The sequence below is a fragment of the Xanthomonas sp. LF07-6 genome, from assembly GCF_034105445.1.
GTDB classification, from domain to species: domain Bacteria; phylum Pseudomonadota; class Gammaproteobacteria; order Xanthomonadales; family Xanthomonadaceae; genus Xanthomonas_A; species Xanthomonas_A sontii.
The window spans coordinates 71,417-95,403 of the sequence record NZ_JAXGGI010000014.1 but is presented as its reverse complement, the minus strand read 5'-3'; the positions used below and the strand labels follow the sequence as shown (position 1 = coordinate 95,403).

The following is a 23,987-nucleotide window of genomic DNA, read 5'->3' as shown; positions in this document are numbered from 1 at the left end:
GTCTTGCCTTAGTGCAGCTTTTCCGCGGCCCACAGCGCCAGCTTCTCGCGGCCGATCTTGGCGTTGTGGCGGATGTCCACCGGAAAGCCCGGATGGCTCAGGAAATCGACGATGCCGGCCGTGTGCGCATGCGCGGCGGCGGTATCGCGCAGTCGCTGCTGCAGCGCCTGCAGTTCAGGGCCGCTCGAGAGCATGGCGCCCACTTCCAGCTCGTAGCACAGCACCGGGCGCTGCTGCCCCGGCGCGCCGATGCCGACCAGGGCGGTGCGGCCGATGCCCGGCAGCGCGTTGAAGATCGGCTCCACCTGTTCGGTGTACAGCGGCCCCTGCGCGGTTTCCACGCGCTGGGTCTTGCGCCCGCAGAACCACAGCCGGCCCTGCGCGTCGAAATAGCCGACGTCGCCCATGCGATGCACGACGCGCTCGCTGCCGTCGTCCAGGCGTTCGCGGATCTTGGCCAGGCGCGTGGCCGCATCGCGGTTGAAATAGGTGTCGGTGGCGGTCGGCCCGGCCACGGTGATCTCGCCGACCGTGCCGGTGGGGACTTCGCGCACGCCGCTCCACTCGGGAATCGCGGCGTCGTCGATGGCGATGATGCGCACCTGGTTGGGCGGCACCACCGTGCCGACGCAGGTGCCGGCACCGCGCTCGGTCGCCGCACGCGTGTCCTGCAACTCGCGGCCCTCGATCACCGCCACCGGCAGGCACTCGGTGGCGCCGTAGGGCGTCCAGAACTGGCCGTCCTCCGGCAGCAGGCTGCGGATCCGCGCCACCACGTCCGGCGGCACCGGCGCGCCGGCCGAGGTAGCGCAGCGCACGTTGGTCAACGGCTTGCCGTAGTCGGCCAGCACCCGCATCAGGGCCGGCGAGCCGAACAGCTGGGTCACGCCGAAGCGCTGCATCGCATCGTGCAGCTTGCGCGGGTCGACCTTGGCCGGACGCGTCGGGTCCATGTCCGGGATCACCGAGGTCAGCCCCAGCGCCGGGTCGAACAGCGCGAACGGCGGGAAAGTGGGCAGATCGATCCCGCCAGGCTGCATGTCGAAGGCATTGCGCATCAGCTCGATCTGGCCGACGAAATGCCGGTGCCGGTAGACCACGCCCTTGGGCACGCCGGTGGAGCCGCTGGTGAACAGGATCGCGGCGACGTCGTCCGCGGCCGTGTCTGCGAGCTGGCTGCCGGCGCCCTGGCCGGCGCGCTCGATCCGCGCCAGCGTGGTGCCGCCCCAGGCCCAGCGTCGGCCGACGGTGACGATCCGCTTTGCCGAGCGCGCCCAGCCGAGCAGGCGCCGCGCCAGTTGCGCCAAGGGAATGCCGATGAAGGCGTCCGGCTGCGCCTCGTCCAGGCACTGCTTGAGCGCGCGCCGGTCGATGCCCGGATCGACCAGCACCGGCACCGCGCCGGCCTTGAACAGCGCGAACATGAGCAGGAAGAACTCCGGCGACGGCCGCACCATCACCACCGTGCGGGTGCCGCGGCCGATGCCGTAGGCGCCCAGGCCGGCGGCGATGGCATCGCTGCGCGCGTCCAGCTGCGCATAGCTCAGGGTCACGTCGTAGGCCGCCATGCCGCCGGGGCCGGGTCGGCCGGGGCAGCGCATGGCGATCTGGTCCGGGCGCTCGCGCGCCAGCCGCGGCAGCGTCGCCGCGATGTTGCAGGTCGTGGTCATGCGCCGATTATCGCCGATGCGCCCGGCCGCAGCCGACACCCCGGCCGCGGCAGCCGCGGCTGAATGCCGGAATGCTTGCAGCGCGCTCCGGTTCGGTCAGAATGCCGCGCCCCCCACGCTGTTCGCCGCGCAAGGCCCGGCCGCCATGTCCCATCCCTGCCTCACCTGCGGCGCCTGCTGCGCCTACTTCCGCGTCAGTTTCCACTGGAGCGAAGCCGATCCCGCGCTGGGCGGCAGGGTCCCGTTCGAGCTGACCGAACCGCTGCGCACCCATGAGCGGGTGATGCGTGGCACCTCGCAGGCGCAGCCGCGCTGCATCGCCCTGGACGCGGACATCGGCCGCTACAGTCGCTGCAGCATCCACGAGCGGCGGCCGTCGGTGTGCGCCGCGGTGCCGGCCTCGCTGGAGTTCGGCGAACGCAGCGCGCAGTGCGACAAGTCGCGTCTGGCGCACGGCCTGCCGCTGCTGACCCTGGCCGACTGGGACGGCGTAGTCGAACGCAATCTGCCGGACGCCTGAGCGGCGGCGGCGCCAACACGGCAGGGGGGCCGTAGCATCTGCCCTTGTCGTCGCGGGATCAGCCGCGATCCGCGTTACCGGCAACGCCCGATCGCGGCTGTAGCCGCTCCTACGCAAACTCCTGCAAACGCCCATCCTGGCGGCATCCGAAGCACGGCGAACGCGCGCCGCATCGGCTCAGCGGTGCTTCCACGCCGTCGGCACCGGATTGGTCACGGTGTTCTTTTCGAGGGTGTAGGTGCCGTTCTGCTGGGCGATGGCCTCGCCGGTGTCGACGATCGCGTTCTGGATGAAGACGTTCCTGTCCTCGCCACGGATGAAAGTCAGCTGGTGGAAGGCGGTCTTGTTGCCCCAGTCCTCCGACGGCAGCGAGATGAAGCGGATCGTGTAGGTCTGGTCGTCGAAGCTGCCCTGCAGCACGTACACGCCGTAGTGGTTCTCGCCCTGCGAAATGATCTTGTACATACCGTTGCTGTAGTAATAGATCTCCGCATCGGGGAACGGCTTCTTGTCGTACAGCTTGCGGTAGTGCAGCACCTGCTTCCAGGTGGGCTGGCCGAATCCGACCGTCAGCGTCTTGCCGTCCGCGGACGTGGTCAGGTCTTCCGCATGCGCACCAGGCACGCTCATCGCCGTCAACAGCATCGCCATCGCCATCGCTTTCACTCTCTGTCTCCTGTCCGATTGCGTGCAGCGTCCGCTTCCGCGCGACGCGCACGTCGGCGGCGACTGTACCCAGCCAACAATGTTGCATCACGGCAATCGGTAGCAGTTTGCGCGCGCCCGTGTAGACGATCCACGGCGCAACGCCGGCGGCGGCATCACGGCGCAACCGGCGGCAATCCCCTTCCTGCATGTGCGGCGCGCCGCAGGAAGACGCCGGATCTGGCCGGCGTGCGTGCTCAGGACAACGGATGTGCGTCCAGAAACCGGCGGATCGCCGGCACCAGCACCTCGTGCTTGTCTTCCAGCACGTAGTGGTTGGCATCCTCGAAGGCCATCACCTCGGCCTGCGGCAACGCGCGGCGGAAGCCTTCCAGGAAATGATGGTCGAAGCAGATGTCGCGCAGGCCCCAGCCGATGAAGGCCGGGCGATCGGCGAACGACGGCAGCGCCTGCTCGGCCCGCGCCAGCAGCGACCAGGCCTTGTCGGCCGGCGACAGCGGAATGTCCTGCATGAAGCGGATCGTGGAAATGCGGTTGGCCCAATTGTCGTACGGCGCCACGTAGGCGCGACGCACAGCGGCGGGCATGCGTCGCGACACGCCCAGCCACGACGCGCCCGAAGAGAACGCATTGAACGTGCGGATGAACCACTCGCCCGGGCGCCAGTGCCGCCCCATCGCGATCTGCCACGGCATCGGCTTGGCCGCCGGCAGCGGGAACGCCGCGGTATTGGTGATGACCAGGCGCCGCACCTGCGCATGGTGCGACAGCGCCCAGCCGAAACCGATCATGCCGCCCCAGTCGTGCACCGCCAGCGTCACCGGCCCGTCGATGCGCAGATGCCGCAGCAGCGCGTCCAGGTCGTCCACGCGCGACTGCAGGGTGTACTCGTAGCCCGGCTGCGCGCCCGGCGCATCGTCCGGCTTGTCCGACAGGCCCATGCCGATGTGGTCGGGCACGATGCAGCGGTAGCGGTCCGACAGCCCGCTCACCAGCGTGCGCCACAGATAGCTCCACGACGGATTGCCGTGCAGCATCACCACCACCTCGCCGTCGCGCGGACCTTCGTCGAGATAGGACATGTGCAGCCCCGGGCGGACCTGGAAGCGCTGCGGGGTGAAGGGATAGCCGGGGTAGTTCATGCGGGGGACCGATGCGAGATGGGGGGGGAAGACGGCGCCGCCGCGGCGCATGGCGCATTGCCGTCGGCGTGCGGCACTGGGGAACTCATAACGGCTGCGCACCCTCGCTGAGGATGTCCAGATAAGCCTGATAGGCGAACACGCGGTGCCGCTGCTGCCCGGTGAGTTCGTTGACGATGTCCAGATCCTGCAGGGTGCGGATGGCGGCACGGATCGTCGGTGCGCTGAGCGGCAAATGCGGCTGGACCTGCGGCACGCCCAGCAGGACACGACGGGCGAACTGCTCGTACACCAGGCCCACGTTGCCAGCGCGCGTTCCCAATCCGGCGATACGTGTGCGGTCGGCTGCCAGCAGCGCCAGCAGGCGCTGCGCGGTGGACACCGCCTGTTGCGCGGTGTCTGCAACGCCCTCGAGAAAGAAATCCAGCCAGCCTTCCCAGTCGCCCTCGGTGCGTACCGCGTTGAGGCGCTCGTAATAACGCGCGCGATGGCGCTTGAAGAACAGGCTCAGGTACAGGCTGGGCGCGCGCAGCACACCTTCGTTGCACAGGATCAACGCGATCAGCAGCCGCCCCAGCCTGCCGTTGCCATCGCTGAAGGGATGGATGGTTTCGAACTGCACATGCGCCAAGGCTGCCTTGACCATCGGCGAGACGTCGCGGCCCGGCGCGTGCAGGAAGCGCTCGAAGGCGGCCAGCACCGCATCCAGGGCTTCCGGCGGCGGCGGCACGAAGTGCGCCAACGCCGGCGAGGCACCGCCGATCCAGACCTGGCCCGAACGGAATTCGCCCGGACGTTTGCCGGCACCACGCCCACCTTGCAACAGCAGCGCGTGCATTTCGCGGATCAGGCGCAGCGACAGCGGGAAGTCATCCTCGCGCAAGCGCCGCAGCCCGTGGTTCAGCGCAGCGACGTAGTTGGAGACTTCTTCGACGTCGTCCAGAGGCACACCCGGTGCCTCGTCCAGTTCGAACAGCAGCAGATCGGACAGCGACGATTGCGTGCCCTCGATCTGCGAGGACAGGACCGCTTCCTTGCGCACGTAGTGGTAGAGGAACAGCTCCGGGTCCGGCAGCATCAGGGTGATGCCATCGAGGCGACCAAGCGCCTGGTCGGCCTGTTCCTTGCGCGCGATCAGCAGCGGCGCCGCCAACTGCAGCGGCGGCTCGGGCGGCAGCGGATCAGGAACGAACGCCTGATAACGGCTGCCCGCCAGCGACCCGGGGACATAGTGTCCGGTACAGCGTCGAGACGACATCAGGCAATCCTTGCCGTGGCCGGAGACGGCTCTTAGGAAAGAAATTTAGCAAATTTCTTTCTAAACACCCAAATACGGCACGCAAGGAAAATTTGCGCGCCTGTCCTGCGCCTGGCGCTTACCAAACCACCTCGGCCATCGAGCAGTTCAAGCCCGAGCCGATGCCCATCAGCGCGATCCGGTCGCCCTTCTTCAGGCGGCCCAGCTCGCGCAGCTTGCTCAGCACGATCGGCACGCTGGCCGGGCCGATGTTGCCGTATTCGCCGAAGATGGTCATGACCTTCTTCTGGTCGATCCCGAAGCTCTTCATGAAGGCCTTGGTGTGCGGAAGGCTGACCTGGTGGATGACGAACTGGTCCAGTTCGTCCACCGCCCACCCCAGCGCCTGCCGCGCGGCGGCGAAGGTCTTCTGGCCCAGCTTGAGGCCTTCGATCAGCAGCATGCGGGTGTCGGTGACCATGCGGTCCATGTTGCCCCGGCACAGGGTGTTCCACTGCGTGGCCGAGCGGGTCACGCCGCCGCGGTAGCGCGGCGCATCCGGTGCCAGGTCGGTACGCGCCATCACCATCGCCACGGCACCGCACCCCAGGGTCAGGGTCGCCATTTCGTCGCGGAAGGCGTCGGCGGTCAGGTCCTGCGAGGCCATCCGCTCCAGGGTCTTCTCGTACACCAGGTTGGCGGTCTCGCCATCGACCACCATCGCATAGTCGATATCGCCACGCTCGATCATGCGCGCCGCGATGTCCATGCCGTTGATGAAGGCCAGGCAGGCGTTGGCGACGTCGAAGGTCATGCACTGCTCGCTCACGCCCAGATTGCCGGCGACGATGCTGGCGGTGGACGGCTCCAGGTAATCGCGACTCACCGACGTGTTGACCAGCAGCCCGACCTGCCCAGCCTCGATGCCCGCATCGCCCATCGCCTTGCGCGCCGCCAGCGTCGCCACGTCGGACGCCTGCAGGTCCTGGTCCCACATGCGCCGCGCGTGGACGCCGGCGATGTCGCCGAGCACGTCGGCACGGATCCGCAGCCGGTCCAAGGTAGGCTGCAGGCGCGCGTTGATCTGCTTGGAGGTCAGCGTGTGCGGCGCGTCGATATGCGCCAGTCCCGCGATCGAGACGTTGGTGAAGAGCATCGAGGTGTACGCCAGGGTCAGGCGAGGGGGCGCCAATTCTAGCGGTTACACCGTTTTACCGCATCTTTAACAAATCCCCGGAAAGCGTATGGTCTGAGCGGTTCAGCGGCCGCTGCATTGGTAGGCGGTGAAGCGCTGGTCGCCGTCGACCGGGTCGCCCATCGCCTGCACGGTGTTGGCGCCCACGCCGGGCGCCTCGTTGCGGGCCAGGGTCTCCAGCTCCTCGCGCACCCGCAGCGGGTTGCGCTGGTAGAAGCCGACGCTGCTCTTCACCGACACCACCACCTCGCCGCGCTTCTCGCAGCCGCTGGCGGCCTGACCTGGCGGCAGGACTCGCACCCCTTTGCCTTCCGGCGCCATCGGCACCCAGGTGCAGCCGGCGAGCGTGGCGAGCAGGACGAAGGCGATCGGTAGACGCATGGACGGGCCCGTTGGCAGGTGAATCCGGATTGTGCCGCAAAACGCTGAATCGGCCATGACACCGTCGGCCCGCCGGCGCCGGCAGGCGGCGCGCGCCGGCCATCGCCGACGCGCACCTGCCGCACTCAGCGCGGCGCCGGGGCCGCCGCCGCGCCCTGCGGCACCCCGTCGGCATCGATCACGGTGACCTCGCCCAGCTTCAGCGCGCGCACCGGCGCCTCGATCTGCTTGAGGTCGCCCACCACCACCCAGGTCAAGGTGTTCGGGTCGAGCATCGACGCCGCCTCGCGCACCTGCGCCGGGGTCATCGCCTCGATCTCGGCCTTGCGCTTGAACACGTAGTCGTCGGGGCGGCCGTAGCGGACGATGCCGCCGATCGCGCCCATCACCGCGCTGGCCGTCTCGTAGGCGCCCGGCAGGCTCAGGGTCTGGATGTTGCGGATGCGTGCCACCTCCTCCGCCGTCGGCGGTGCCTTGCCGCTCGCGAAGGCGCTGATCTCCTTGTACATCTCCTGCAGCGCCGGGGCGGTCTTGTCGATCTGCACCGGGGCCGAGGCGGTCCACGGCCGCTGGCCGAGGGCGCTGGCCGCGCCGCTGCGCGCGCCGTAGGACCAATGCTTGTTCTCGCGCAGGTTCATGTTCAGGCGCGAGGTGAAGTCGCCGCCGATCACGCCATTGGCGATGTCGAAGCGGACCGCCGCCGGATCGGTGGTCGGCGGCACCAGTTCCGAGGCGAACAGGTTGGCCTGCACCGCGCCGGGCTGGTCGATCAGGTACACGCGCGGCTTGGCCGGCCGCGCCACGCGGGCCGGGACCGGCACCGACGGCGCCGTCCCTTCACCCTTCCAGTCGCCGAACTGCGCGTCCAGCAGCGGCACGATCTCGGCCAGGGTGGTGTCGCCGACCACGATCAGGGTGGCGTGCTCCGGGCGCACCCAGTCGCGGTGGAAGTCGACCAGATCCTCGCGCTGCAGGGCCGCGATCGCCGCCTCGGTGCCGATGCCGCTGAACGGCATCGCGTAGGGATGGCCGACGCCGTACAGCAGCGGCGGCAGCACCCGCATCGCCACGCCGTTGGGCTGGGCCTTCTCCTGGCGGATGCTGGCGATCCAGCTGGCGCGGACCCGTTCGATCTCGTTCGGCGCGAAGCGCGGCCGCCGCAGCATGTCCGCGTACAGCGCCAGCGACGGCGCCAGGTTCTCCTTCAGCGCCGACAGGTAGGCATTGCTGCCGTCCAGCGCAGCGCCGGCCGCCAGCGACGCCCCCAATGCCTCGGCCGCATCGGCGAACGCCAGCGCATCGCGCTCGCCGGCGCCATCGTCGAGCATGCCCATGGTGAAGTTGGCCGTCCCCGGCTTGCGCCCCTGGTCGGCGCTGTAGCCGCCCTGGAACTCGTAGCTGAACTGCACCACCGGTACCTCGTGGCGTTCGGCCAGGATCATCGTGGTGCCGTTCTTCAGCGTCGCGCGCTGCAGCGTCGGGAACGTCAGTTTCGGAAACTGGGTGGTCTTGGGCGGGCCGGCGCTGCGGTCGACCACGCTGGGCAGGGTGCGGTACTTGGGATCGACCGGCGGCGGATTCAGCGGCGCCGGTTGCACCGTCGGCTCCTCGGCCTGCGCCACGCGTTCGCCCGGCTGCACCAGCAGGGTGTAGTCGCCCTTGCCCAGCCACTTGCGGCCGACGGCGGTGAGATCGCGCGGGCGGGTGTCGGCGATGGTCGCCAGCGAGGTACGGAAGCAGCCGGGGTCGCCGGTGTACACCGCGCACTCGGCCAGCACGTCGGCCTTGCCGCCGAAGCCGCCGATGCGCTCGACGCCACGGATGAAGCCGGCGCGGAAGGCGGTCTTGGCGCGCGCCAGTTCGGCCTTGTCCGGCCCCTTGTCCAGCAGCCGGCGCAGTTCCTCGTCGATCGCCGCCTCGACCCTGGCCGGGTCCACGCCCTGCTTGACCATGGCGATGATGCCGAAGCCGGAGCCGAGCTGCGACGGCCAGACCGAGGCGCTGACCATATCCACCAGCTTGTCCTGGTGGACCAGGCGCCGGTCCAGCCGCGAGGAGGTGGCGCCGCCCAGCACCTGCGCCAGCAGTTGCAGGCGGTCGACGTCCTCGGTACCGGTCTGCGCCACGTTCCAGACGCGATAGATCCGCGTCTGCGGCACCTTGTCGGTCATGGTCTCGCGGGTGGACTGGCTGCGCTGGGCCACGTCGACCTTGGGCTGGGCCATGCTCGGGCCGGCCGGGATGTCGCCGAAGTAGCGCGTCACCTTCTCCTTGGCCGTGGCCACGTCGATGTCGCCGGCCAGCACCAGCACCGCGTTGTTGGGACCGTACCAGGTGCGGAACCACTGCTTCACGTCGGCCAGCGAGGCCGCGTTGAGGTCGTTCATCGAGCCGATGACGGTGTGGTGGTACGGGTGGCCGGCCGGGTACAGCGCGCGACTCAGCCGGCTCCAGGCCTGCCCGTACGGCTGGTTTTCGCCCTGGCGCTTCTCGTTCTGCACCACCCCGCGCTGCTCGTCCAGCGCCGCCTGATCGATGGCGCCGAGCAGGTGGCCCATGCGGTCCGACTCCATCCACAGCGCCATGTCCAGCGCGGTGGTCGGCACGTTCTCGAAGTAATTGGTGCGGTCGCTGTTGGTGGTGCCGTTCTGGTCGGTGACGCCGACCTGCTTGAACGGCTCGAAGAACTCGCCGTGGTGGTTCTCGCTGCCCTGGAACATCAGGTGCTCGAACAGATGCGCGAACCCGGTGCGCCCGGCCGGCTCGTCCTTGGCGCCGACGTGGTACCAGAGGTTGACCGCCACGATCGGCGCCTTGCGATCGGTGTGCACCACCACCCGCAACCCATTGGGCAGGGTGAATTGCTCGTAGGCGATATCCACCGACGCGGCGGCAGCAGGCCTGGCCGCCGTCGAAGGCGGCGCGTAGCTCAATGCGCCGAGCGCGACGGACAGGGCGACGGCCAGCAGGGTGCCACGCGGGCGGGTCGAGACGGTCATGCGGATTCCTTCTTCCTTGGGGCGAGTGAAACAGCCGGTGAACGCCGATCGTACCGGGCGTACCGCACGGCGCGCAGTCCGCCGTTGTCGCTGACGTCCTCCTTCAACGGCGTCACCTCCGACCCATCAGCGGGTCGGCTGCCGCCGCGGACGGCGCCGCGGTGTCCGCGTCCGGCGTACGCGAGCGCCCGGGTGTCCGCCCGCGGACACATCGCCAAGGAAAATTCTCATTCAAAAACAGAAACTTGGAATTGGCACGCGGTCTGCTTACACATCCTCAAGCGCAAGAGCCACCGGCATTAAGTGAATGAAAGCTTAATAAAACAACCGGGCGCAAAAAAGTTCTTGCAACCCCTGATTAGGTGTACTACTTTACTACCACACCACTGATCAACAACACCAACGAGGCCCGCCATGAAGACCACCACCCTGCTCCTGACCGCCGCCATCGCCGCCCTGTTCGCCGCGCCGTCCTTCGCCGCCGCGCAGATCACCACCCTGGAGACCGTGCAGGTGCGCCCGTCGGCCGACCAGATCGCCCAGCGCAACGTCGAGCAGACCAGCGGCATCGCCACCCTGGCGGCGGTGCAGGTGCGCCCCTCGGCCGAGCAGATCGCCCAGCGCGACGCCGAACTGTCCAGTCGCATCGCCACCCTGGCGGCGGTGCAGGTGCGGCCCTCGGCCGAGCAGCTCGCCGAGCGCAACCAGGAGCAGGCCGCCAGCCAGCACGTGGTGACCCTGGCCACCGTGCAGGTGCGTCCGGATGCGGACATGGGCAGCATGCTGGCGATCGGCGACGTGGTCGGCGAGACGCTGGACACAGCGATGCTGCAGCTGCAGCCGAGCCTGCAGAAGCTGGGCCAGGACCTGGCGGTCGGCCTGGTGCGCTGAATCGGCACCAAGGCCTCCGCGCCGGCGCGTACACTGCGCCGATGATCGCCACCCCAACGCTGCACGTTCTGCTGTACCAGCCCGAAATTCCGCCCAACACGGGCAACGTCATCCGTCTCTGCGCCAACACCGGCGCGCAACTGCACCTGATCGAGCCGCTGGGCTTCGACCTCGGCGACCGTCAGCTCAAGCGCGCCGGCCTGGATTACCACGAGTACGCACGATTGCAGGTCCATGCATCGCTGGATGCGGCCCTGCAGGCCATCGCCCCGCGCCGCCTGTTCGCCCTCAGCACCCGCAGCAGCACCCGCTACGACACGCCCGCCTTCGCCGACGGCGACGCCTTCCTGTTCGGCCCGGAAACCCGCGGCCTGCCGGACACGGTGCTGGAGCAAGTGCCCGACGCGCAGCGCCTGCGCCTGCCGATGCAGCCGCACAACCGCAGCCTCAACCTGTCCAACGCGGTCGCGGTGGTGGTGTTCGAGGCGTGGCGGCAACTGGGCTTTCCCGGCGCCGACTGAGCGTACGTCGCGCGTCGCCTGGCAACGCGCCATCCGATGTTCTATCGCTGCATCGCTGACGCAGCACGCCGCGGCACTGCAGGCGTCAGGACAGATCGTGCAGGTCCTTGCCCAGCACCGGCCCCAGGCTCCAGTCGGAGAAGCGGACCTTCAATCCTTCCCGTTCCGGCGTGCACGTCATCGGGCCGACGAGATAGGAGGAGGCGACCGGGAACGGGCACAACCGCACCAGCGGCCAGGATTTCCCGTCGCGCGAGACCTGCAGGCGCAGCACGCCCTTGTCCACGGTGGCGCGCATCCAGAAATCCGACGCGTCCGCTTCGTACGGGCCGGTGGCCCAGTCCGAACGGCCGTCGGTCAATACGCTGCTGAGCATCGGCCGCCCATCGCTCAGTTCGATGCCGGCCTTGACCCAGCGGCGCTCGTCGACCCGCACCATGAGGCCGGCCTGATCGTAGAGCTGTTCGAACTTGCCGCGCACGCGCAATTGGCAGGTGAAGCGCACGGGCGCGGCGATGCCGAGGAAATGCCCGCTGTCGCGGGTGAACCCGTAATGGGTTTCGCGCCAGAAATCGCCGCCCTTGTCGGTGACGACCTCGAGCACGCCGCCCGGCAGGATCCGATGGACCTTGGGCGCGTTGAGCCAGGTGCCCGCCTCCCAGCCGGAAGCTGCCCCCGCGCGCGCACCCCTCGCCAGCACGACGCTGCCGGCGGCGAGCCCACCCAGGGTCGCCCGACGACCGATATGCACGTCCTGCTCCCCGGAATTCGCCATCGCACTGCTCCTCACGTCGCTGTTTCGGAGGCGCCATCGCGGCGATGGCCTTCGTCGACCTCATCGGCGAATTTGTACATCTGTACCAATTGAGGCGTCAACCGCGACCTGCGATCATCGGCTTCGTCGAGACAGCGTTGGACAGGCATGAGCGGCAGGACCTGGCGCCAGGATCCGCACCGGAAGGAAGCGATCGAGCAGGCCGCGCTGCGGGTGATCCTGGATCACGGCGTCACCGGCACCACCTTCCGCAAGGTCGCCGAGGAAGCCGGCGTTCCGCTCAGCGCCACCACCTACTATTTCGGCTCGATGCACGACCTGCTGGTCGCCGCGTTCACCCGATTTTCCCAGGAGGTGTCCGCCGACTTCGCCGCCGAAATCCGCACCGCGCAGAACCGCGACCAGGCCTGCGAGGCGGTGGTGAACATCATCTTCGCCGAGGGGACGGCGTCCCCGCGGGTGCTGCTGCTGAGCTACGAACTGTATGCGTTCGCCCGCCGGCATCCGGAGATGACCGCGATCATGCAGCAGTGGATGGCCAGGAGCCGGGCCGCCCTGGAAACGCAGTTCTCCGTCGCCGCATCCGCCGCCATCGATGCCTTCATCGAAGGCGCGACCATCCACCGCTCGGTCGTGCCCATGGACAGGCAGCGCGTGCGCGCGGCGATCGAGACGCTTGCCGCGCTGTAGCGTGCCGCTCGCACGCGGTGGGCGTCGCCACCTGCGCCGACAGTCCTGAAATTCCCTGTTGCCTGGAATGCAACGGCGCGCATCACAACAATGCATCGCGAGCGCCTGAACGGGGCGTTTAATTTATGGACTGGTCGGTTTGGGATTCAGGGCGAGTTCGGGTCGCTAACGGATAATTTACATATCGGCAGCGAACGGCCCCACGCCTCAGCGCCGACAAACCAATAACGAAGGTACCCCGATTATGAAGACCTCTCTGCTTGCTCTCGGCCTCCTGGCCACCCTGCCGTTCGCCGCTTCGGCCGCCGAAGGCCTTTCCTACAACTATGCCGAAGCCGGCTACGTCAAGACCGACGCCAGCGGCGGCGATGCCGACGGCTGGGCGGTCAAGGGTTCCTACGCGTTCCACCCGAACTTCAGCGTGTTCGGCGACTTCAACCGCCAGAAGACCGACTTTGCCGACGCACGCGTCGACCAGTGGCGCGTCGGCGCCGGCTACAACCACGAGATCGCGACCAGCACCGACCTGGTGACCCGCGTGGCCTACAACCGTTTCGCCCCGGAATACGGCACCAAGTTCAACGGCTGGAGCGCCGAAGCGGGTATCCGCACCGCGTTCAACCCGTACCTGGAAGTCTATGCCCTGGGTGGTTACGAGGACTACCTGAAGAAGGACGGCGTCAATCCGGAAGGCACCTTCTACGGCCGTCTGGGCGCCCAGGCCAAGCTGAACCAGAACTGGGGCCTGAGCGCCGACCTGAAGATGGACCGCCACGGCGACAAGGAATGGTTCGTCGGCCCGCGCTTCAGCTGGTAAGCGTTGCCTAGCGCCGCGCGCGTCGTCTCTCTCTCCCGCCGCGCGCGGTTCGGAAAGCCCGGTCCCACGACCGGGCTTTTTTTTGCCTGCCGATCCGGCTCATCGCTGACCCACGGATATGCAGACACGCAAACGCCCGGCCAGGCCGGGCGCTTTCGTGTCCGGCGGCAGCCGGATCAACTGAACAAGGTGGTCGGGTACTCGGGCTTCTGTTCGCGCGCCAGCAGCTGCTGCAGGCCGACCGCCGGGGTCAGCTCGCCATGCAGGACCGCGCGCACCGCGTTGGAGATCGGCAGATCGATGCCGTGGCGCTCGGCCTGGCGCATCACCTCGTCGGCGGTCTGCACCGACTCGACCACCTGACCGATCGCGCGCACCGCCTCCTGCAGCGGTTGCCCACGGCCCAGCGCCAGGCCCAGCCGACGGTTGCGCGAGAGGTCGCCGGTACAGGTGAGCACCAGGTCGCCGAGTCCGGCCAGCCCCATCAGGGTTTCCGGCTTGGCGCCGATCGCCGCGGCCAGCCGCAGCATCTCGTTGAGGCCGCGGGTGATCAGGCCGGCACGGGCGTTGAGGCCCAGTTCCATGCCGTCGGCCACACCGGTGGCCACCGCCAGCACGTTCTTCATCGCCCCGCCCAGCTCGGCGCCGACCATGTCGTCGCCGGTATAGGCGCGGAAGGTCGGGCCGTGCATCGCATCGGCGACCTGCTGCGCGAACGCGGCATCGCCGTGCACGGTCACCGCGGTCGGCAGGTCCAGGGCCACTTCCTTGGCGAAGGACGGGCCGGTGACCACCGCCAGCGGGACCTCCTCGCCGAGGATCTCCTGCGCCACTTCGTGCAGGAAACGCCCGGACCCGGGCTCGAAGCCCTTGGTCGCCCAGGCCACGCCGGCCTGCGCCGGGCGCAGCGGCGCGAGCTGGCGCAGGGTTTCGGTGAACGCATGCGACGGCACCACCACCAGGATCCAGTCGGCGCCGTCGATGGCCGCCGCCAGGTCGGTGGTGGCCTGCAGGCCCTCCGGCAACGCGATCCCCGGCAGGTAGCGCGGGTTTTCGTGGCGCTGCCCGATGGCCTCGGCGACCACGGCATCGCGTCCCCACAGCACGGTCGGGTACCCGTGCCGTGCGGTCAGCGACGCCAGCGCCGTGCCCCAGGAGCCGGCGCCGAGGACGGCGATCTTCTTCTTGGCGTTATCGCGCATGCGCAACGGCGAACGCGCTCAGGCGTTGCCGGCCGGCTCCGAATCGGCCAGCGACTGGCCCTCGCCCTGCTGCGCGCGCTGGCGCAGGGTCTCGGCGTACAGGGCCTCGAAGTTGATCGGCTGCAGGAAGAACGGCGGAAAGCCGCCGGCCTGGATCAGGTCGCTGACCAGCGAGCGCACGTACGGGAACAGGATGCTCGGGCACTGGGTGCCGAGCAGCACGTCCACCGCCTGCGGGTCCAGGCCGACCAGGCCGAACACGCCGGCCTGCTGCACTTCGGCCACGTAGGCGGTCTTGCCGCCGGCGGTGCAGGTCAGGGTCACGGCCAGCACGACTTCGAAGGCCTGCTCATTCAGCTGCTGCACGCGCTGGTTGAGGTTGAGCTGCAGTTCCGGCTGCGCGTTGTCGTTGAACACCGACGGCGCGTTGGGGGACTCGAAGGACACGTCCTTGACGTAGATCTTCTCGATGGTGAAAGCCGGACCGGCCGCGGCGTCGGCCGGCGCCGCGGCGCCGTTGTTGGTGAGGTCGGACATTGCTTGACTCCGGTGGATTCGGTAACAGAAAGAAACGGGATTATCACACGCCGGCCGCGCCCCTCGAGGTCGGACCGGACGCGGTGTCTCAGCGGCCCTTGACCAGCGGCAGCTCGGCCTGCTGCCAGGCGGCGATGCCGCCCTCGAGCACGTAGACCTGCTCGAAGCCGGCCTTCTTCAACTGCTTGGCGGCGCCGTCGGCGGTGGTGCCGGTGCGGCAGACCAGCACCACCGGCTGCGCCTTGGCGTTGGCCACCAGCTTGTGCTCGGGGCCGAACTGGCTGGCGGTGGCATTGCGGCTGCCGGCGATGTGGCCCTTCTCGAAATCGGCCGAGGCCGACAGGTCGACCATCACCGCATTGCCGGCGTTGATCAGGCGGGTCAGCTCCGCCGGCCGCAGGCTCTTGTAGCCACGGAACAGGCGCGCCACTTCGGTGACGATCAGGGCGATGGTCAGGCCTACCAGGGCCAGGGCCAGCATCGGGTTGCGGCCGGCGAAGGCCAGCAGTTCTTCGAAGTTCACGGGACTCGGGGGCTGGAAGCGGGCGCCGATTGTCGCACAGCTCGGCGACCGCGCTACTGGCCGTTCCACAGGTCCGGCAAGCCGTCCTGCAGCCACCAGGTCTTGGCCTCGGGGTCCCAGCGCCAACGCTCGCGGTAGCGGACGATGCGCTCGGCCTGGGTATTGCGGTTGATCACGCCCAGTTCGATCTCGCGCAGCGCCTCGCCGTCGCCGACCGCGCCGCCGCCGACCTTGTAGGAGGAGACCTGGATCTGCCGGTAGCGCTCCAGTTGCAGGTCGGTCAGCGGATGCGCCTGGCGGTAGGCCGGGTCGACCACCTGCCAGGCGGTCTCGAACTCGCTCCAGCGCACCGCCGCGGCGTAGGCGGTCTGCAGATCGTCGAGCTTGCGCTGTTGCGCGCGGCTGCCGGCCACGGCCGCGCCGGTCCAGCCCAGCAGCAACAGCAGCGCGAGCGCGCGGAACATCGAGGGCATGGCGGCGTCCAGGTGGCGGCGCGCGGGGCGCGCGATCCGCGCATCCTACCCCTTGGCGAGGGCCACGAAGCGACCGCTCAGGGTCGCTGCCGCGGCCGCGCCGGGCGCGCCGACCTGGGCCTGGATGCCGATGCGGGCGCGGCCGCGCTGGCGGAAGGTAGTCACGAACACAGCCCAGTCGGCCTCCGCATCGGCATTGGCCTGGGCATGCAGATCGGCGTACAGCGGCGACAGGTAGCGCACCTGGCTGTCGGCGACGTAGACGTCGGCCTGCAGACCGGCGCGGTGCAGCTCGCAGTTGACCAGCCCCCAGCCGGCCAGGGTCATCACCGAGCCCAGGCTGCCGCCGAAGGCGTTGCCCTTGTCGTTGAGGTTGGCCGCCAGCGGTGCGACCAGCTGCAGGCGCTGCTCGGCATACTCGTGCACGGCGACCTGCAGCGCCGCCACCGGCGGCATGGCCTGGAACTGCCGTTGCAACTGCTGCAGGAACGCCTCGAAGGAAAGATCCGCTGCCATGGTGCGATTGTGCTGCCGGTGGGGGCTCGCATAATGCCTGGCATGAGCGCGCATGCAACCGCCGCCCCGGCCTGGACCCTGATCTCGCTGCGCCCGCAGGGCGAGCACGCGCCGCTGCGGCGGGCCGCGGCGCGCTGTGGCGCACGGGTGCTGGCGGTGTCGCCGTGGCGGCTGCGGCCGCGCGCCGATCCCGCCACCCGCGCGGCCCTGGCCGCGGCGCTGGCTGCGCCACGGGTCATCGTCAGCAGCCCGGCGGCGGTGCGCGCGGCCGCGGCGCTGCAGCCGCTGACCGCACGCCCCGGCCAGTGCTGGCTGGCGGTGGGCGCGGGCACGGCGCGCGCCTTGCGCCAGCACGGCATCGCCGAGGTGGCGACGCCGACGCGAATGGACAGCGACGGCCTGCTGGCGCTGCCGGAAATGTCCGCGCACGACCTGCCGGTGGGACTGATCACCGCTCCCGGCGGCCGCGGCCTGATCGCCGCACACCTGCAGGCGCGCGGCACCCCGCTGATGCGCGCGGACGTGTACGTGCGCGAACCGGTACGACTGCGCGCGGCCGACCTGGCCCGCCTGCGTGCGGCGCCGCCCGGTGTGCTGGCGCTGAGCAGCGGCGAGGCGCTGCAACAGCTGCTGGCGCAGTTGCCGGAGGAGTTGGCCCGGGCCTGGCGTGCACGGCCGGTGGTCGCGGCCAGCGCGCGCCTGGCGACCCTGGCCGCGGACCTGGGGTTCGTCGACGTCGCCCAGGCGGCCGGACCGATGCCGCAGCAGTTGGTCGCCGCAGCGGCCGCGATCGTAACGCGCTCGCCACCTCGCTGAACGCGGACCGCCGCCCGGGTTGCGGCCGCAGTGCCGCTCACGCCATGCTCCGGCGGTGCCGCGCCGACCGCCGCCTTGCTCGCGACGGGCGACGGCCCCCAGGACGCTGCCGATGACCGACGAAATCCCGATCACGCCTCGCCGTTCCACACGCTGGATCTGGTTGCTGCTGGTGCTCGCCACGCTGGCCGCGCTGGCGTTCGCCGGCTGGCGTGGCTGGGACTGGTGGCAGGCGCGCAGCGCGCGCGAACTGGCCCAGCAGTCGGACCTGCAGCAGCAACTGCAGGCCTTGCAGCAGGCCCAGGACAGCCTGCGCCGCGACCAGCGCGCCACCGCGCAGCGGCTGCAGGACGCGGCCAGCACCAACCGCGTGCTGCGCGACGAAATGCTCGGCCTGAGCCAGCGCAGCGCGCTGCTGGAGGCCAATGTCGCCAAGCTCGCCGATTCCAACCGTCACGGCGCGCAGGCGCTGCGCCTGGACGAGGTCGAACTGCTGCTCAACCAGGGCCAGCAGCGCCTGCTGCTGGCCGGCGATGCGGCCGGCGCGCGGCGTGCCTACGCGCTGGCCAGCGGTGTGCTGGACGGCATCGACGATCCGCAATTCCTCAACCTGCGCCAGGCGCTGCTGCAGGAACGTACCGCGCTGGACGCGCTGGGCGACGGGCCGCAGGCACGCCTGGCGGCGCAACTGGATGCCTTCGCCGCCAGCCTGGACAAATTGCCGACGCAATTGCCGGAGAGCGCGCAGCAGCCGCTGTGGCAGCGCCTGCTGGCGCCGCTGGTGAAGATCCGCCCCTCGCAGGGCGGCGTGCTGGCCGCCGGCTCGGAGCGCGTGGCCGCCCACGACGCGCTGCAGCTCGACCTGACCCTGGCGCGCGCGGCGCTGGAACGCGGCGACACGCGTGGCTATCGCAGCGCCCTGGCCGGCGCCGGGCGCTGGCTGTCGCGGCTGTGGCCGGAGTCGCCGCAGCTGCGCGAACGCCGCGCCGCGCTGCGCACCCTGGCCAATGCCGATCTGCGCCCGACCATTCCCGAACTCGGAACCACCCTGCAACAGTTGCGCGCGATGCGCGACGCAAGGAGCCCGTCATGAAATCCCTTCGTTCCCTGATCGTGCTGTTGATCGTCATCGCGCTGGGCGTGATCGGTGCGCAATGGCTGGGGCAGGACCAGGTGCGCCAGCTCGGCGAGGTGATCGTGCGCGTCGGCGGTACCGACTACATCGCCTCGCTGCCGCAGGCCTCGCTGCTGCTGGTGATCGCGTTCCTGGCGCTGTGGCTGGTGTGGAACGTGCTCAGTTTCCCGTTCCGCGCCTGGGGCCGGCGCCGCCGCAAGCAGTCGCGCGCGCGCCTGCTCGACGGCCTGGCCGCCGCCCACGCCGGCCAGTGGACGCGGGCCGAGAAGCAGCTCAACGCCGCCGCCGAAGACCCCGAGGTCAGCGCCATCGCCCTGATCGCCGCGGTACGCGCGGCCGATGCGCGCGGCGACCGCGAGGCCACCGAGCGCCACCTGCGGCGCCTGGCCGAACGCGATCCGGCCGCGCATGCATTGCTGCTGGCCGAACTGCATCTGGAGCAGCAGCGCCCGGTCGATGCGATCAATGCGCTGGACGTGGCCGCGGCGCAGCCGCTGCCGCCGCGCGGGCTGTTGCTGCGCACCGAGGCACTGACCCGCATCGGTCGTGCCGGCGAGGCCTACGGCCAGCTCGGCGCGATCCGCCAGCAGCAGGCGCTGCCGCTGGAGGCGATCGCCACGCTGGAAACGCGCCTGGCCGCGGCCTCGCTGGACCAGGCCGCCGATGCCAATGCCCTGGCCGAGCGCTGGGAGAGCCTGCCCAAATCGCTGCGCAGCGAGCCGGCGGTGGTCGCCGCCTACGCGGTGCGCGCGGCCGCCCTGCGCTGGGACGATGCGGCGCTGCGCAGCTTGGAGCAGGCGCTGGACACGCGCTGGGACGAAGGCCTGGCCGCGCTGTACGGGCGCCTGCCGGTGGAGAAGTACGATTCGCGCCGCGCCAGCGCGCAGCGCTGGCTGCAGGCGCATCCGGACAGCCCGGCGCTGCTGCTGACCCTGGCGCGTCTGGCCAGCCGCCAGCAGCAGTGGCCGCAGGCGGAGGAATTCCTGCACCGCGCGCTGGCGCTGGGTGCCGGTGCCGAGGCCTGGGAGGTGTTCGGCGACGGCTATGCCGACGCCGGCGACATGCTCGCGGCGCAGCGCTGCTACGCCAATGCGCTACGCGTGCAGCGCGGCGACATCGCGCAGCCGCTGCCCGAGCCGGTCGCGCCGGTGACCCCGATCGCGCCGGCGCCGGACAGCACGGAACGCCGCGACGACCATGGATTCCCGCGGCTGGAGGGTTGAGTCCGTCCCGGTGTTGTCAGAGATGGCCGAGCCTGCAAGACCAGGCCGGGCACGCTGATCCGCGGCGAAAGCGCGTCATGGCTGCTTCCGGACGCGGCAGCGCACGCGCATCGCTCCTGCGCCGATCAGCGAAGAGGAGCACGGCAGAAGGCCTGGGCCGCGTCGTGTGCCCAGGCCGGCGGCGCGCCGGTCATCGCATCCGAAGGTAGGCCGGCCGCGTCCGTCCGCTCAGCGCCGCAAGGCCGGCGGCAGCGCAGGCAGGCGCGCCAGGAACGCGGGTGCCAGGCCCTTGTAGCGCGCGTAGCGCTCGTCCATGCGCCGCGGCACCAGGATGCGCGCGCCGAACATGCCCCAGATCAGCATGACCAGGAACACGGCGCCTCCCAGCCAGAACCCACTCTCACCGCCGACGGCGAATCCCAGCAGCGGGCCAACCAGGAAGGCACCGGCGATCAACAGGATGTACCGGTTGCGCCGACGCCGATGCACCGCGCACATCCCGAGCACATGGCTGCTGCGCTTGCGCGCGACCAGCGCCGCGATCGCATAGACCAGGATGCTCACCAGGATCAGCGCGTACCAGCCCGGCGCGTGCCAGTAGAAGGTGCGCTTCTTGAGTTCGTCGTTGCCCAGCGCCGCCCCGCACTTCACACAGTGCGGCGGGAACGGCGCATCCCGCAGGCACAGCAAATCCGTGCCATCGCGCCACAACGTCTCGCCCGGCAACGGCGGCGGCAGGCTGGACGGACTGGCGACGCTGGGCGCCTGGTACGGATTGAAACTGCCCTGCTCGGTCATGGCCTGCGCCCCCTGCGCGCCGTGTCGCCCGCGTGACGCAGGCGAATCGGCGGGCATGGTAGCGCGACGGATGCGGCGCGGTCAGCGCCGGGGCGGCGCCGCAGGGCCGAAGGCCGTGGCGCGGCGCACGCCGGCACGAGTGCCAGCGCGCGGTGACGCTCAGCGTTCGACGATCGCCACCACGCCCATGCCGCCGGCGGTGCAGATGGAGATCAGCGCGCGGCCACCGCCGCGTTCGACCAGTTGCTTGGCGACGGTGGCGACGATGCGCGCGCCGGTCGCGGCGAACGGATGGCCGGTGGCCAGCGACGAGCCTACCGGATTGATCTTGGCCGGATCGATCTGCCCCAGCGGCGCATCCAGGCCCAGCCGGGTGCGGCAGTAATCCTCGCTCTCCCAGGCACGCAGGGTGCACAGCACCTGCGCGGCGAAGGCCTCGTGGATCTCGTAGATGTCGAAGTCCTGCAGGCGCAGGCCATGGCGCTTGAGCATCTCCGGCACGGCCACGGTCGGCGCCATCAGCAGGCCTTCGCCGTGCACGAAATCCACCGCCGACACCTGCGCATCGCGCAGGTAGGCCATCGGCACGTGGCCATGCGCCTGCGCCCATTCTTCCGAGGCCAGCAACACCGCGGCGGCGCCGTCGGTCAGCGGGGTCGAGTTGGCCGCGGTCAGGGTGCCGCGGCCGCTGACCTTGTCGAACGCCGGCTTCAGCGTGGCCAGCTTCTCCAGCGAGGTATCCGCGCGCAGGATGTTGTCGCGCTCCACGCCGCGGAACGGCGCGATCAGGTCGGCGAAGAAGCCGCGCTCGTAGGCGGCGGCCAGCTTGTGGTGCGAGGACACCGCCCAGGCGTCCTGCGAATCGCGCGAGATGTTCCACTGCTTGGCCATGTCCTCGCAGTGGTCGCCCATGCTCTTGCCGGTGCGCGGCTCGGCCACGCCCGGGAACTCGGGCTTGAGCTCGGCGAACTTGAAGCCGCGGGTCAGCGCGCGCAGCTTGTCGCCGGTGCTCTTGGCACGGTTGGCCGCCAGCAGGCGCGCGCGCAGCTTCTTGCCGTAGACGATCGGCACTTCGGAGGTGGTGTCCGAGCCGCCGCCGATGCCCGACTCGATCTGCCCCAGCGCGATCTTGTTGGCGACGGTGATGATGCTGTCCAGGCTGGTGCCGCAAGCGCGTTGCAGGGTGATGCCCGGAGTCAGCGGCGACAGCCCGGAGGACAGCGCCGCCTCGCGGCCCAGGTTCCAGTCGCTGGAATGCTTGATCACCGCGCCCATCGCCACTTCGCCCAGTTGCTGCCCGTGCAGCCCGTAACGCTCGACCAGCGCGCCCAGCGTGCGCACCGACATGCCGAGGTTCCCGACATCCGCATACGCCGTGTTCTGCCGGCAAAACGGAATGCGGACGCCGCCGAGAATGGCGACGGGACGGGCTGCTGGCATGGGATTACCTCGCGCGAGGGGAGTCGGGGACATGGCCTGCACGGTAGCGCAGGCATAATGAAGCGAGTGTAGCTATGCGCCCGCGACGGGCCAACCGCCAATCCCATGACCCAAGCCTCCGCCACTCGCCACGCCCACGGGGTCATCGCCCTGGAATTGTCCTCCGGGCGCGAACCGGCGCACCCGGCGCTGCCGCATGCGCAGGCCGCCGAACTGGCCGAGAAGGTCGGCCGCGACCTGGCGCAACTGGTGCCGGCGGTGCGCGAACTGGAACTGAGCCTGGCCGGCGCGCATTTCGATCCGGCCGAAGCGCTGCGTCCGGGCTGGCCGCTGCACCGGCGCCTGGAGGAACTCGCCGCCCGCGCGCCGGGCCGCGCCGACGGCCCGCGCCTGCTGGCCTTCGGTGCCGATGCCGACGGCAGCGTGCCGCTGCCGTTCCAGGCCGACGCCGGCCTGCGCGGCGGCGCATTGCGGGTGGTGCCGTTCCTGCTCAGCGGCCCGGCCGACACCGTGCAGTCCGTGGCCGAGGCATTGGAGGACGTGTTGCTGGCGCAGGGCATGGCGCAGGCCGATACCGCGCTGCTCGCGCAGAAGGGCTTTGGCGCGGAGATCGAGCACGCCCGCTACCTGACCGGCCACGACCTGGCGGCGATGATGTCCATGCAGTACGACAACCAGGGTCTGGCACCGCTGTGGCCGCTGATCGAAACCGCGCTGCTGGCGCCGGACCAGGAAGAATGGCTGCAGGCCCCGCCCGAGCCGCTGCTGCGCTACCGCGAAGGCGAGGTGCGCATGGCGCTGTTCGACCCGGCCAGTTGGTGCGCGCACTACGCCTACGACCGCCAGGACTGCGAGCGCCTGCAGCGGGTCTACGAGCAGTACCTGGCGCGCCAGCGGCAACTGGCCGCGGTACTCGAGGCCCACGGCCTGCCGGTGCTGTACGTGCATTGCGAGAGCGGGCAGGACGCCAAGCAGGCGTTGCTGGCGGCCTGAGCCGCGTCGGCACTTCCACTGGCTTGCGCCGCTCGACCGGAGCAAGCGGGCCAGCGGTGGCATGCGGGCAGGCGCGCGTTGCAGAGAGACCGCGATGCCGGGCTGACGCGGCAACAGGTGGTCGCACCGGCATGTCGCAGCATGCGCGGCGCTGCCCTGGCATCGCGGGGTTGCAGCAGTGCAGACGAACTTGATTTCCAGCGGGGACATCCATGCACACCGTGTTGACCGTGGACGCGCTGTGCGCACGTCAGCAGGCGGGCGAACACCTCAAGTTCGTCCACTTCTGGGGGCATACGCCGAAGCAGCCCGGCGCCATCGACCGCAGTTGTTTCAGCCAATGGTTCGAGGCGCCGTTCGTGCTCGATTCGGTGACCTACCCCACCGCCGAGCATTACATGATGGCCGGCAAGGCGCGGCTGTTCGGCGACCATGCCGCCTGTGCCCGCATTCTGGCCGCCGCGCATCCCGGAGAAGCCAAGGCGATCGGGCGGGAGATCCAGGGTTTCGATGAATCCACCTGGCGCGATGCCCGCATGCAGTTGGTCATCGCGGGCAACCTGGGCAAGTTCGGCCAGCATGCGGCGCTGAAGACCTTCCTGCTCGGGACCGGCGGCAGGGTACTGGTCGAAGCCAGTCCGGTCGACCGGATCTGGGGCATCGGCCTGGCGGCGAACGACCCGCGCGCCGCCGATCCCACGACGTGGCAGGGCGAGAACCTGCTGGGCTTCGCCCTGATGGAGGTCCGCCGGCGACTGGCGGAATCAGATCCTCGCTAAGCACGACGCGCGATGCTGCTCTGCTTCATGCAGCCTCGATCCGGCGCA

Annotated in this window: 25 protein-coding genes; 10 read left to right on the top strand and 15 right to left on the bottom strand. The window is 69.9% G+C overall.

Translation table 11 applies throughout. From position 1 onward, the window contains the following. Window positions 1–8 precede the first annotated feature (8 nt). Window positions 9–1,670 (bottom strand): olefin beta-lactone synthetase, encoded by a 1,662-nt coding sequence (gene oleC, locus SLW56_RS17705; protein ID WP_295910798.1) that lies wholly within the window; start codon window positions 1,668–1,670, stop codon window positions 9–11. A gap of 145 nt (window positions 1,671–1,815) precedes the next feature. Between oleC and SLW56_RS17700 the strand changes: the two genes are divergently transcribed. Beyond that, on the top strand, window positions 1,816–2,190 hold the full coding sequence (locus tag SLW56_RS17700; protein ID WP_017911452.1) for a YkgJ family cysteine cluster protein: 375 nt from the start codon (window positions 1,816–1,818) through the stop codon (window positions 2,188–2,190). Between the two features lie 177 nt (window positions 2,191–2,367). Here SLW56_RS17700 and SLW56_RS17695 read toward each other — a convergent pair whose 3' ends face one another. The 6 genes from SLW56_RS17695 to SLW56_RS17670 form a co-directional block, all read right to left on the bottom strand. Beyond that, window positions 2,368–2,847, bottom strand: a complete 480-nt coding sequence (locus SLW56_RS17695) for a hypothetical protein (RefSeq protein ID WP_017907733.1) — start codon at window positions 2,845–2,847, stop codon at window positions 2,368–2,370. A 245-nt stretch (window positions 2,848–3,092) separates the two neighbouring features. Beyond that, window positions 3,093–3,998, bottom strand: a complete 906-nt coding sequence (locus SLW56_RS17690) for an alpha/beta fold hydrolase (protein ID WP_267085343.1) — start codon at window positions 3,996–3,998, stop codon at window positions 3,093–3,095. 85 nt (window positions 3,999–4,083) lie between these two features. Next, window positions 4,084–5,256, bottom strand: coding sequence for a Fic family protein (locus SLW56_RS17685; RefSeq protein WP_192578980.1), 1,173 nt, complete (start codon window positions 5,254–5,256; stop codon window positions 4,084–4,086). A 118-nt stretch (window positions 5,257–5,374) separates the two neighbouring features. Next, the gene (locus tag SLW56_RS17680) at window positions 5,375–6,391 is read right to left on the bottom strand and encodes a 3-oxoacyl-ACP synthase III (protein WP_017907736.1); all 1,017 of its coding nucleotides are present in this window, start codon (window positions 6,389–6,391) and stop codon (window positions 5,375–5,377) included. 102 nt (window positions 6,392–6,493) lie between these two features. Next, window positions 6,494–6,811: a DUF4156 domain-containing protein gene (locus tag SLW56_RS17675; RefSeq protein WP_152237149.1), complete on the bottom strand. Its 318-nt coding sequence runs from the start codon at window positions 6,809–6,811 to the stop codon at window positions 6,494–6,496. 125 nt (window positions 6,812–6,936) lie between these two features. After that, complete coding sequence (locus SLW56_RS17670; protein WP_320695241.1) at window positions 6,937–9,810, bottom strand: pitrilysin family protein; 2,874 nt, start codon at window positions 9,808–9,810, stop codon at window positions 6,937–6,939. A 414-nt stretch (window positions 9,811–10,224) separates the two neighbouring features. Between SLW56_RS17670 and SLW56_RS17665 the strand changes: the two genes are divergently transcribed. Both SLW56_RS17665 and SLW56_RS17660 read left to right on the top strand, forming a co-directional pair. Next, window positions 10,225–10,701 carry a hypothetical protein gene (locus SLW56_RS17665; RefSeq protein ID WP_043094087.1) on the top strand — a complete coding sequence of 159 codons (477 nt, stop codon included), beginning with the start codon at window positions 10,225–10,227 and terminating at the stop codon, window positions 10,699–10,701. A 41-nt stretch (window positions 10,702–10,742) separates the two neighbouring features. Next, window positions 10,743–11,222 carry a tRNA (cytidine(34)-2'-O)-methyltransferase gene (locus SLW56_RS17660; protein ID WP_017907740.1) on the top strand — a complete coding sequence of 160 codons (480 nt, stop codon included), beginning with the start codon at window positions 10,743–10,745 and terminating at the stop codon, window positions 11,220–11,222. Between the two features lie 85 nt (window positions 11,223–11,307). On the opposite strand, the gene SLW56_RS17655 is transcribed toward SLW56_RS17660, so the two are convergent. Further along, window positions 11,308–11,997: a DUF1349 domain-containing protein gene (locus SLW56_RS17655; protein WP_320695240.1), complete on the bottom strand. Its 690-nt coding sequence runs from the start codon at window positions 11,995–11,997 to the stop codon at window positions 11,308–11,310. Between the two features lie 147 nt (window positions 11,998–12,144). Here SLW56_RS17655 and SLW56_RS17650 point away from each other — a divergent pair, with 147 nt between their 5' ends. Further along, entirely contained in the window at window positions 12,145–12,687 is a 543-nt protein-coding gene (locus tag SLW56_RS17650; RefSeq protein ID WP_152182519.1) for a TetR family transcriptional regulator, read from the top strand. 244 nt (window positions 12,688–12,931) lie between these two features. Further along, a complete protein-coding gene (locus SLW56_RS17645) occupies window positions 12,932–13,504 on the top strand; it encodes an Ax21 family protein (protein ID WP_017907743.1) in 573 nt (190 codons plus the stop codon). 176 nt (window positions 13,505–13,680) lie between these two features. Here SLW56_RS17645 and SLW56_RS17640 read toward each other — a convergent pair whose 3' ends face one another. The 5 genes from SLW56_RS17640 to SLW56_RS17620 all read right to left on the bottom strand — a co-directional run bounded on the left by SLW56_RS17640 (window position 13,681) and on the right by SLW56_RS17620 (window position 16,755). Beyond that, window positions 13,681–14,706 carry an NAD(P)H-dependent glycerol-3-phosphate dehydrogenase gene (locus SLW56_RS17640; RefSeq protein ID WP_148829788.1) on the bottom strand — a complete coding sequence of 342 codons (1,026 nt, stop codon included), beginning with the start codon at window positions 14,704–14,706 and terminating at the stop codon, window positions 13,681–13,683. Between the two features lie 18 nt (window positions 14,707–14,724). Beyond that, window positions 14,725–15,243, bottom strand: coding sequence for a protein-export chaperone SecB (gene secB / locus SLW56_RS17635; RefSeq protein WP_017907745.1), 519 nt, complete (start codon window positions 15,241–15,243; stop codon window positions 14,725–14,727). Between the two features lie 88 nt (window positions 15,244–15,331). Next, complete coding sequence (locus SLW56_RS17630; protein ID WP_150408901.1) at window positions 15,332–15,766, bottom strand: rhodanese-like domain-containing protein; 435 nt, start codon at window positions 15,764–15,766, stop codon at window positions 15,332–15,334. A 53-nt stretch (window positions 15,767–15,819) separates the two neighbouring features. After that, a complete protein-coding gene (locus SLW56_RS17625) occupies window positions 15,820–16,239 on the bottom strand; it encodes a hypothetical protein (RefSeq protein ID WP_026144149.1) in 420 nt (139 codons plus the stop codon). Window positions 16,240–16,284: 45 nt separating this feature from the next. Then, on the bottom strand, window positions 16,285–16,755 hold the full coding sequence (locus SLW56_RS17620; protein ID WP_267121731.1) for a YiiD C-terminal domain-containing protein: 471 nt from the start codon (window positions 16,753–16,755) through the stop codon (window positions 16,285–16,287). 33 nt (window positions 16,756–16,788) lie between these two features. Here SLW56_RS17620 and SLW56_RS17615 point away from each other — a divergent pair, with 33 nt between their 5' ends. From SLW56_RS17615 to SLW56_RS17605, 3 genes are all read left to right on the top strand, one after another. After that, window positions 16,789–17,571: a uroporphyrinogen-III synthase gene (locus tag SLW56_RS17615; RefSeq protein WP_295965809.1), complete on the top strand. Its 783-nt coding sequence runs from the start codon at window positions 16,789–16,791 to the stop codon at window positions 17,569–17,571. A gap of 112 nt (window positions 17,572–17,683) precedes the next feature. Then, a complete protein-coding gene (locus SLW56_RS17610; protein WP_017908650.1) occupies window positions 17,684–18,664 on the top strand; it encodes a uroporphyrinogen-III C-methyltransferase in 981 nt (326 codons plus the stop codon). Continuing rightward, window positions 18,661–19,929, top strand: coding sequence for a heme biosynthesis HemY N-terminal domain-containing protein (locus SLW56_RS17605; RefSeq protein WP_017908649.1), 1,269 nt, complete (start codon window positions 18,661–18,663; stop codon window positions 19,927–19,929). Before SLW56_RS17610 ends, SLW56_RS17605 begins: the two co-directional genes overlap by 4 nt. Window positions 19,930–20,157: 228 nt before the next feature. Here the strand turns inward: SLW56_RS17605 and SLW56_RS17600 are convergent, their stop codons facing one another. Both SLW56_RS17600 and SLW56_RS17595 read right to left on the bottom strand, forming a co-directional pair. Next, a complete protein-coding gene (locus SLW56_RS17600; protein WP_267093284.1) occupies window positions 20,158–20,727 on the bottom strand; it encodes a hypothetical protein in 570 nt (189 codons plus the stop codon). Window positions 20,728–20,886: 159 nt separating this feature from the next. Beyond that, complete coding sequence (locus tag SLW56_RS17595) at window positions 20,887–22,167, bottom strand: acetyl-CoA C-acetyltransferase (RefSeq protein WP_026143786.1); 1,281 nt, start codon at window positions 22,165–22,167, stop codon at window positions 20,887–20,889. 105 nt (window positions 22,168–22,272) lie between these two features. Between SLW56_RS17595 and SLW56_RS17590 the strand changes: the two genes are divergently transcribed. Continuing rightward, window positions 22,273–23,160, top strand: coding sequence for a hypothetical protein (locus SLW56_RS17590; RefSeq protein ID WP_267093283.1), 888 nt, complete (start codon window positions 22,273–22,275; stop codon window positions 23,158–23,160). Between the two features lie 212 nt (window positions 23,161–23,372). Beyond that, a complete protein-coding gene (locus SLW56_RS17585) occupies window positions 23,373–23,939 on the top strand; it encodes an NADAR family protein (protein ID WP_295969318.1) in 567 nt (188 codons plus the stop codon). Window positions 23,940–23,987: the final 48 nt, after the last annotated feature.

Excerpts from the sequence above, each read along its gene's own strand:
- oleC (WP_295910798.1), bottom strand. The coding sequence starts at position 1,670 with ATGACCACGACCTGCAACATCGCGGCGACGCTGCCGCGGCTGGCGCGC.
- SLW56_RS17700 (WP_017911452.1), top strand. The coding sequence starts at position 1,816 with ATGTCCCATCCCTGCCTCACCTGCGGCGCCTGCTGCGCCTACTTCCGC.
- SLW56_RS17695 (WP_017907733.1), bottom strand. The coding sequence starts at position 2,847 with ATGGCGATGGCGATGCTGTTGACGGCGATGAGCGTGCCTGGTGCGCAT.
- SLW56_RS17690 (WP_267085343.1), bottom strand. The coding sequence starts at position 3,998 with ATGAACTACCCCGGCTATCCCTTCACCCCGCAGCGCTTCCAGGTCCGC.
- SLW56_RS17685 (WP_192578980.1), bottom strand. The coding sequence starts at position 5,256 with ATGTCGTCTCGACGCTGTACCGGACACTATGTCCCCGGGTCGCTGGCG.
- SLW56_RS17680 (WP_017907736.1), bottom strand. The coding sequence starts at position 6,391 with ATGCTCTTCACCAACGTCTCGATCGCGGGACTGGCGCATATCGACGCG.
- SLW56_RS17675 (WP_152237149.1), bottom strand. The coding sequence starts at position 6,811 with ATGCGTCTACCGATCGCCTTCGTCCTGCTCGCCACGCTCGCCGGCTGC.
- SLW56_RS17670 (WP_320695241.1), bottom strand. The coding sequence starts at position 9,810 with ATGACCGTCTCGACCCGCCCGCGTGGCACCCTGCTGGCCGTCGCCCTG.
- SLW56_RS17665 (WP_043094087.1), top strand. The coding sequence starts at position 10,225 with ATGAAGACCACCACCCTGCTCCTGACCGCCGCCATCGCCGCCCTGTTC.
- SLW56_RS17660 (WP_017907740.1), top strand. The coding sequence starts at position 10,743 with ATGATCGCCACCCCAACGCTGCACGTTCTGCTGTACCAGCCCGAAATT.
- SLW56_RS17655 (WP_320695240.1), bottom strand. The coding sequence starts at position 11,997 with ATGGCGAATTCCGGGGAGCAGGACGTGCATATCGGTCGTCGGGCGACC.
- SLW56_RS17650 (WP_152182519.1), top strand. The coding sequence starts at position 12,145 with ATGAGCGGCAGGACCTGGCGCCAGGATCCGCACCGGAAGGAAGCGATC.
- SLW56_RS17645 (WP_017907743.1), top strand. The coding sequence starts at position 12,932 with ATGAAGACCTCTCTGCTTGCTCTCGGCCTCCTGGCCACCCTGCCGTTC.
- SLW56_RS17640 (WP_148829788.1), bottom strand. The coding sequence starts at position 14,706 with ATGCGCGATAACGCCAAGAAGAAGATCGCCGTCCTCGGCGCCGGCTCC.
- secB (WP_017907745.1), bottom strand. The coding sequence starts at position 15,243 with ATGTCCGACCTCACCAACAACGGCGCCGCGGCGCCGGCCGACGCCGCG.
- SLW56_RS17625 (WP_026144149.1), bottom strand. The coding sequence starts at position 16,239 with ATGCCCTCGATGTTCCGCGCGCTCGCGCTGCTGTTGCTGCTGGGCTGG.
- SLW56_RS17620 (WP_267121731.1), bottom strand. The coding sequence starts at position 16,755 with ATGGCAGCGGATCTTTCCTTCGAGGCGTTCCTGCAGCAGTTGCAACGG.
- SLW56_RS17615 (WP_295965809.1), top strand. The coding sequence starts at position 16,789 with ATGCCTGGCATGAGCGCGCATGCAACCGCCGCCCCGGCCTGGACCCTG.
- SLW56_RS17610 (WP_017908650.1), top strand. The coding sequence starts at position 17,684 with ATGACCGACGAAATCCCGATCACGCCTCGCCGTTCCACACGCTGGATC.
- SLW56_RS17605 (WP_017908649.1), top strand. The coding sequence starts at position 18,661 with ATGAAATCCCTTCGTTCCCTGATCGTGCTGTTGATCGTCATCGCGCTG.
- SLW56_RS17600 (WP_267093284.1), bottom strand. The coding sequence starts at position 20,727 with ATGACCGAGCAGGGCAGTTTCAATCCGTACCAGGCGCCCAGCGTCGCC.
- SLW56_RS17595 (WP_026143786.1), bottom strand. The coding sequence starts at position 22,167 with ATGCCAGCAGCCCGTCCCGTCGCCATTCTCGGCGGCGTCCGCATTCCG.
- SLW56_RS17590 (WP_267093283.1), top strand. The coding sequence starts at position 22,273 with ATGACCCAAGCCTCCGCCACTCGCCACGCCCACGGGGTCATCGCCCTG.
- SLW56_RS17585 (WP_295969318.1), top strand. The coding sequence starts at position 23,373 with ATGCACACCGTGTTGACCGTGGACGCGCTGTGCGCACGTCAGCAGGCG.